A 6596-nucleotide genomic window follows, 5' to 3' on the forward strand; every position below is an offset into this window, starting at 1 on the left:
CATGGCCCTCGGGATCGAGATCCGTGCCACCAGCGGCCGGGTGACCACCTGGCACCGCGTCCTGCACGAGATCCGCGAGCGGCTGCTGTCCCGCCTCGGCCTGGCCGACGACGGCCGGGACGCACTGGCCCGCACCCGCGACCGCGCCGCCCGCCGTGCCGCCCGCCTGGCGCACGCGCCCTGGTGGACCCCGTTCCGCAAGATCCGCATGGCCCGCGCCATCCGGCTCTCGAACGCCCCGCACGACGAGGCGATGCGCGGCCGGATGCTGGCGGAGCTGGCCGCCGCCCAGCACGCGCACAAGCTGGGCGAGTTGGACATGCCCAACCCCTGGACCTGCTGAGCACGAACAGCCCGAGGAAGGAAACGATCATGGCGAAGAAGTCCCAGCCGATCTACCACAGCGGCAAAAAGTCCTGGTGGGACGGCTCTGTGAAGACCACGTGCGGCCAGAGGGTCCCAGCCGACCAGGCGCGCAAGAAGCGTTCATCGGAGCCTGGACAGCTTTGCGCGGCGTGCGCGGCTGGACGCCAGCACAAGCACTGAACGCGTTCACGAACACCCGTGAACACCCTGAGCGAACACCCTAAAAAGCGCAGGTAGACGGCCTTCCCGCTAAGTCCGGCCGCCTACCCACTTCCGAGAAACGAGGTCTCGGCAATGAGCATCTTCCCTCATCACACACCCCCGCTGAACGCGTCCCCGTCATGGATCATGAACGCGGGAGGACACGTGAACGGCACCAGCGACCAGCGCCCCGGCGTCCCGCCGGAGAGCCCGAACGAGCAGACGGTTGAGATCCCGGCCGTCCCGGTCCAGCCGAACGCGTTCACGAACACCCCGGCCGCCCCGTTCACGGACCCGGCCCTGTTCGACCGGAACGACCCGAACGCGCCCCGGCCGCCGATGCACCGGCCGGCCAGGCTCGCGCACCGCCAGCCGCTGGCCCTGCCGGACGGCCCGGCCACGCCCCGGCCGAACCTGTGGACGCTGCTCGGGTTCACCCCGGACGCCCGGCTGATGGACGCGGGCATGATCCCCACCCGGGTCAAGTGGGGCACCTGGCGCTACGAGCCGCGCGAGATGGTCGAGGCCCGCGCCGCGCGCATCCGCCACGTCCGCGCCACCCGCCAGCTCGTGGCGGCCCTGAAAACGGCCCTGAGCGGCCTGCTGCGGCTCGAACCGCACGAGGTCCAGCTAGAGGTCCCGCTGAGCTACAAGACGCCTGGTGGCGACCCTGTGTGGCTGGCGCTGCCCGACGACTGGTCCGGCGCGCAGGCGGCGGCCGTGGTGGGCCTGATCGAGGACCGGCTGGGCGGCAAGTGGAACGCCCGCTGGCACCTCACCGAGCACCCGCACTACGCCACGTTCACCCGGTCCACGGCCAAGCCCAAGCCGCCCAAGCAGGTCGAATGGGAGCTGAGCCCGGACCAATACCGCATCTACGTCGGCAAAAGCGGTACCGAAAAGGTGTTCGTGGAAACCGAGACCGAAACCCCGCACTGGGGCGTTTCCGCAGGTAGCGGCGGCGGGAAAACCACCACACTCACGCTCCCGGCCATTCACTGGCGCGCCCACGGTGGCCTGGTGGACATTATCGATCTCAAGCAGGAATCGTTTAACGACTCGGTGGCCGGAATCAGCGGTTTCCGCGTTCACACCGACGTGGTTAGCGCGGTGAAATGCGTCGCCGAATTTCTGACCTCCGCCAAGGCGGTCACCAAGGCGATCGAGCGCGGTTACCCGGCCGAGGAAATCCCCCCGCGTGTCCTGCTCATCGACGAGTTCGGTTCGTTTGTCCAGGCGGCGGATATCTACTGGAAACGCGGCCTTGGCGAAAAGGGCGAAGTTCCGGTGTATTCGTGGTTCCACGTGATTCTGATGCAGGGTCGCACCAAGAATCACCGTGTGGTGGTCGGCACGCACGATTACTCCCAGGGCACATTCAAAAGCACTGCGGCGCGCGACCTGATCGGGACCAAAATCCTGATCGGCCCCACCTCCACGCCGAAGTGGGTTACCGCATTCGGACACGAATTCAAAAAAATCAATGTTGATGCAGGCATTCCCGGTCGCGCTGTGATCGGCCAGGCTGGAAAGGGTGTTGAGGAATTCCAGATTGCCTACATCACGCCTGAGGACACCCGTGCGATGTGCTCGGAATTCGAGCCTGCCCCGGAATGGTTCGACAACGGCGAAATGGCCCCCTGGATCACTGAGCGGGACGTGGAGGTGGCCGACCGGGAGGCGTTCGTCCGCGGCTTCCTGCCCGGCGGCCGGTTCGTCACCTACGACGACGACGAGGCCCCGCAGCTCCCAGCTTCCCACGCTCCCAGCGACACCCCTGTCCTGGGAGAACAGGCTAGGAAGCTGACCTTGCTGGGACCCGACACCAAGGCCGTGGGCCTGCGCCAGGCCCTCACCGACGGGCACCTCATGGGGCTGATCCACCAGGCCAACCAGCGACACCCGAACGCCGACCCCGACCGCCTGACTAACTTGGCACTGGAAGTGCTCCGGGCCGCCAAGAAAAAGGCCAAGAAGAATGGTGACGGCTCATTCCCCGAGCCGGTCGGCAATCGCGGCCAGGAAGATCTCTACCTGGTTTCCGATTTGCAAGCCTGGGAGCGTAAGCGCCTGGGTCTGGACACCGACGACGAGCCCGAGAGCGAATCCAAGGGCGCATAAGGTGCCATGTCCCGGACTTTCAAGTCCACGGATATAGCCGCGTACCTGGAATGGGCCGAAGGAATCAGTTCCCGCCCGGTCGAGAAAGCCGCCAGGGAAATAGCCAGGACATGGTCCGATCACGAATTCTGGTGGTCGGCCACCCTGGCCCCCCTGGAAAAGGCCGCGCTGGATTCCCCGGCCGCGCACCGGCCCGCCGCTGAAATCCTGGACAGACTCCAGCGTCACTTCCACGTCTTCATTCACAACGTGCCCGAATGGGAGCCCCAGCAATGAACGAAATCGTGTGCATCTGCGGTCCGACCCGATTCATGCCGGACCTGACCCTGGCCGCCCAGCGCGAAACCCTGGCCGGTCGGATCGTGGTCCGTCCCGAAATCGACCTCCGCAACCCGGACCCCCGGCTCAACATCACCGACCTGGCAGCGACCAAGGTCGCCCTGGACGAACTGCACCGCGCCAAGATCCGCCGCGCCGATGTGGTCCTGTTCGTCACCCGCAACGGCTACATGGGCGAGAGCACCCGCGCCGAGCTGGCGTACGCGCTCGAACTGGGCAAGGTCATCCGAGTGGAGCAGGCCCCGGCCGGTGAGGTCCGGTGAGCGCCCGCCGCCGCCACCTGCACGCGGTCCCCAGCGACCCCGTGTCCGGCCAGACCGCGATGCCCACGCCTGAGACCGCCCCGGCCCGCGCCCACGGCGGCATGAGCGCCGAGGACTGGCGCGCCGCCCGCGCCCGGTCGGCCCGCTCGCGTGACCGTGGCCGTTGCCGAGCCGCCCGGACGGCCGCCACCCTGGGTGAGCCAGTGGACGGCCAGCTCGAACTGTTCAACGTCCTGGCAGAGGGGGAGGACCGATGAGCACCCGCCGATGGGTGGCCCTGGTGGCCGCCGCGTCCGCGATCGTCCTGGGCGGCCAGTGGGCCGTCCGGCAGGCCAACGAACCGGCAGCCCGCCAGCTCCCGCCCACGGCCGCCAGCCTGACTGTCGCTCCCGAGGACACCGGCGCGCACTACGACCGGGACGCCTGGGGCGAGTGGCAGTACTTCGACGGCGGATGTGACCGGCGGGAACTGCTGCTGCGCGAGCGGGGCCAGAACGTGGTCACCGGCAAGGCATGCCGCGTGCTGGCCGGCACTTGGGTCAGCCCCTACGACGGCGTGACCGTCACCGCCACCAGCGGCGAGTTCACCCCGTCCGAGCTGGACGTCGACCACGTGGTTCCGCTGGCCGAGGCCGAGCGCTCCGGAGCCCGCACCTGGACGGCCGAACAGCGCGAGAGCTACGCCAACGACCCGGCCGTCCTGGCGGTCGTCACCGCGAAATCCAACCGCAGCAAGGGGGACCAGGACGTGGCGCACTGGCTTCCCGCGCAAGGCCGCTGCGAGTACGTGCGCCAGTGGGTGGAGATCAAAACCCGCTATCACCTCACCGCCGACCAGGCCGAGGTCAACGCGATCGCGGCCGTGCTCGATCACTGCTGAGAAAGGGTCATTTCATGAGCTACGAACAGATCGAACAGATGCGCGTCGAGATGCACACCGAGGAGATGCGCCGCGACCTGGAGAGTGCGGTGAACACCGTCCCGTGGGAACGGGATGACCTTGCCCGCTATCTGATCGAGCAGGGCTGGCGCAAGGCCGACGATGTTCGCACCAACCCGCTCGGTGCCACCGTGCCCGCCGAGATGCCGCCCCTGTGGTGGAGCCCCACCGATGGGCTCTACACCCAAAATGCCCCTGCTGACTGGGATGCGGTCGTGTGGCACCGAGCGAAAAACCTGCCGTTGCCCGCTGATGCTCAGCGACTCGGACCCGTTTCAGACGAGAGCTGACCTCGCGCCCTGCACCGCGCCTGCCTGGAAAACCCTTACAGAGAAAGGAAAGTCATGGCAGACACCCTCGCCCGCAACATCACCCCCGGCCAGGTCATCAGCCACCTGGAAGTCCGGGATGTCAAGGCCCGCAACGGAAAGGTGTTCGTCTACTTCGAGGGGTACGAGACCCCCGACGAGTTCGCCGAGGACGAGGTGGTCACCGACCACCAGACCTTCGCGCGGATGTAGCTCGGGGGAACGTGATGGGAGCACAGGACAAGCTGTGCAACTGCCCCGACCCTGATGTGATCTTCGAGTGGTTCGCCGATCAGGGCATCGCCTACCTGATGTGCTGCCACGCCAGGAAGCACGTCACTCGGGACGCCAGCGGAACCGTCACCCTCGTCCGCTGATCTACTCTCAACGAGGCCCCGCACGGGCAGGCCCCACCGCCAGGTGGGCCGTGCGGGGCCCTCGCTCTATCCCCGGCAAGCCGCGGATTACCCGCGCCGCAAGGAGACACAGTGCCCGAACCACGGAAGTTCCCGCCCGTCGAGTGGAGCCTGTGGGGTCACCACCCCGCCGAGGCAGCCACCGACGAGGGCGGCCAGGCTCCCAACGAGCCCGACGCCGACGAGGACCGCGAGACCACAGAGGACCCCGATCACAAGCACTTCATGTAGGCCGTGACCCACCGCCCGCCGCCACTGCTGGCCGGGTCCATCGTGAACACCCCAAGGTCATCCGGCCCGGTGCCCGGCGGATCGAGTTCGAGGTTGCACATGTCCACCACGATCCGGCCCGTGCTCAGGTAGGTGACGTTCTCCCCGCTGAGCGCGAGATAGGCCGAGTTGTAGTACGCCACTCCGCCACCGTTGGGCACCTGCCGAGCCAGCGCGTCCACACCGTGCTCGCACGAGTCCGCGCCCATCGCCTCAGCGAAATCGCGCCCGGCCGGGGGCGTCATCATGAAGCACGCGTACTGCGGGTGCCGCTCCGCGATCGCGCGGAGCCAGTAGTGGAGCAGGTCTCCCGAATCGCTGGGCAAGATCCGGTTGAACGCCTCGGCGTGCGCCGCGTCCAAATCGGCCTGCCGCCGCCGTTCCTGCGCTGCCACATCGAGCCGCCACGCCACGAGCCCCCCGGCCAGCAGCGCCGCACCGAGCACCAACGCGGTCACCGTGTGCCAGCGCCGGACCGGCCGCCCCCGCCAGCCCGGCAGCGCCCACGGCAGGTACCGGGGGATCGGCGTGGTGACCTCGGCCGCCAGCTCCCGGCTGATCGGGACCAACTGCCGGCCACTTGCCCGCCGCCGCCCGCGTAGCTCGATCGCCAGCCAGCGCACCCCCAGCCCCAGCGCCACGGCCGCGCCCACGAACAGCCAGCCCCACCACGGCCAGGCCACCAGCCAGACCAGATCCGCCACCACGGCCCCGACCGTCCCGGCCACTCGCCGGTTGATCCCCAGCAGCGCCAGCACGGCCAGCACCCCCACCGCGTAGAGCCACGGCCATGCGTTCCCCGAGAGCTGCCACAGCACCACCCCGAGCACCACGGCCGCCAGCAGCGGCCCCCACTCGCGCACCCCCTGCACCGGATCACCCGCCCGGCCAGGCCCCCTCCGCATGATCACCATGCGATCCACGGTAACCGCCCACCTGCCCCGCCCGAGCCGTTTCCCGCGCCCTGAGCGCCCGCGTGAGGCGTTCTACTCGCCCAATGGACACAACACACCGGCTGCGAGACTCAGGCGCTCTCAGGGGCAACCAGGGGCCTTTCCGGCCGTGGGCCGACCAGCGGGAAGTAATCCGGCGGATTACGCGGAACAACACCAATGGGATATGTCAAGAGCTACCCGCGATCATCACTAAAAGCGCTAGTTTGGGGATATACAAGAGATCTTGTGTGGACAGTCCCAAAAGGACAACAACCGCCAGGAGCGTAGCGAGTGGCAAAAAGGCTTACAGCACAATACTTTAAGCAAAAATCTGAAGTGGACAGACTCGAAAACCCTTGTGGCACAACGGCTTTCGATACGCGGTCTCTGAAATTCCTTGCTACGCAAGGAAAAGCGGCCCGAAGGGCGCGCGCCAG

Annotated in this window: 10 protein-coding genes and 1 pseudogene; 10 read left to right on the forward strand and 1 reads right to left on the reverse strand. The window is 67.7% G+C overall.

What is annotated here, in order from left to right; translation table 11 throughout:
• The 10 genes and pseudogenes from AMYTH_RS0143260 to AMYTH_RS49400 form a co-directional block, all read left to right on the forward strand.
• Positions 1-343: pseudogene (locus tag AMYTH_RS0143260) on the forward strand (hypothetical protein); the annotation flags it as partial.
• A 389-nt stretch (positions 344-732) separates the two neighbouring features.
• On the forward strand, positions 733-2688 hold the full coding sequence (locus tag AMYTH_RS0143265; protein ID WP_027935491.1) for a P-loop NTPase family protein: 1956 nt from the start codon (positions 733-735) through the stop codon (positions 2686-2688).
• A 6-nt stretch (positions 2689-2694) separates the two neighbouring features.
• Complete coding sequence (locus tag AMYTH_RS0143270; protein ID WP_027935492.1) at positions 2695-2964, forward strand: hypothetical protein; 270 nt, start codon at positions 2695-2697, stop codon at positions 2962-2964.
• Positions 2961-3290: a hypothetical protein gene (locus AMYTH_RS0143275; RefSeq protein ID WP_228685407.1), complete on the forward strand. Its 330-nt coding sequence runs from the start codon at positions 2961-2963 to the stop codon at positions 3288-3290. The genes AMYTH_RS0143270 and AMYTH_RS0143275 overlap by 4 nt, the downstream gene beginning before the upstream one ends.
• On the forward strand, positions 3287-3547 hold the full coding sequence (locus AMYTH_RS0143280) for a hypothetical protein (protein ID WP_027935494.1): 261 nt from the start codon (positions 3287-3289) through the stop codon (positions 3545-3547). The genes AMYTH_RS0143275 and AMYTH_RS0143280 overlap by 4 nt, the downstream gene beginning before the upstream one ends.
• The gene (locus AMYTH_RS0143285) at positions 3544-4170 is read left to right on the forward strand and encodes an HNH endonuclease family protein (protein ID WP_027935495.1); all 627 of its coding nucleotides are present in this window, start codon (positions 3544-3546) and stop codon (positions 4168-4170) included. The genes AMYTH_RS0143280 and AMYTH_RS0143285 overlap by 4 nt, the downstream gene beginning before the upstream one ends.
• 14 nt (positions 4171-4184) lie before the next feature.
• Positions 4185-4520, forward strand: coding sequence for a hypothetical protein (locus AMYTH_RS0143290; protein ID WP_027935496.1), 336 nt, complete (start codon positions 4185-4187; stop codon positions 4518-4520).
• Positions 4521-4574: 54 nt separating this feature from the next.
• Positions 4575-4751, forward strand: coding sequence for a hypothetical protein (locus AMYTH_RS49390; protein WP_157360834.1), 177 nt, complete (start codon positions 4575-4577; stop codon positions 4749-4751).
• A gap of 14 nt (positions 4752-4765) precedes the next feature.
• Positions 4766-4915, forward strand: a complete 150-nt coding sequence (locus tag AMYTH_RS49395; protein ID WP_157360835.1) for a hypothetical protein — start codon at positions 4766-4768, stop codon at positions 4913-4915.
• Between the two features lie 111 nt (positions 4916-5026).
• Positions 5027-5185 carry a hypothetical protein gene (locus tag AMYTH_RS49400; RefSeq protein ID WP_157360836.1) on the forward strand — a complete coding sequence of 53 codons (159 nt, stop codon included), beginning with the start codon at positions 5027-5029 and terminating at the stop codon, positions 5183-5185.
• On the opposite strand, the gene AMYTH_RS0143310 is transcribed toward AMYTH_RS49400, so the two are convergent.
• A complete protein-coding gene (locus AMYTH_RS0143310) occupies positions 5167-6138 on the reverse strand; it encodes a hypothetical protein (protein ID WP_157360837.1) in 972 nt (323 codons plus the stop codon). The genes AMYTH_RS49400 and AMYTH_RS0143310 overlap by 19 nt on opposite strands.
• Between the last annotated feature and the right edge of the window lie 458 nt (positions 6139-6596).

Source organism: Amycolatopsis thermoflava N1165 (genome assembly GCF_000473265.1).
Classification (GTDB): Bacteria; Actinomycetota; Actinomycetes; order Mycobacteriales; family Pseudonocardiaceae; genus Amycolatopsis_E; species Amycolatopsis_E thermoflava.

What these genes read in the sequence shown, in the direction of transcription:
- AMYTH_RS0143290 (WP_027935496.1), top strand. Translation starts at nt 4,185, where the DNA reads ATGAGCTACGAACAGATCGAACAGATGCGCGTCGAGATGCACACCGAG.
- AMYTH_RS49390 (WP_157360834.1), top strand. Translation starts at nt 4,575, where the DNA reads ATGGCAGACACCCTCGCCCGCAACATCACCCCCGGCCAGGTCATCAGC.
- AMYTH_RS0143270 (WP_027935492.1), top strand. Translation starts at nt 2,695, where the DNA reads ATGTCCCGGACTTTCAAGTCCACGGATATAGCCGCGTACCTGGAATGG.
- AMYTH_RS0143310 (WP_157360837.1), bottom strand. Translation starts at nt 6,138, where the DNA reads ATGGTGATCATGCGGAGGGGGCCTGGCCGGGCGGGTGATCCGGTGCAG.
- AMYTH_RS0143275 (WP_228685407.1), top strand. Translation starts at nt 2,961, where the DNA reads ATGAACGAAATCGTGTGCATCTGCGGTCCGACCCGATTCATGCCGGAC.
- AMYTH_RS49395 (WP_157360835.1), top strand. Translation starts at nt 4,766, where the DNA reads ATGGGAGCACAGGACAAGCTGTGCAACTGCCCCGACCCTGATGTGATC.
- AMYTH_RS0143285 (WP_027935495.1), top strand. Translation starts at nt 3,544, where the DNA reads ATGAGCACCCGCCGATGGGTGGCCCTGGTGGCCGCCGCGTCCGCGATC.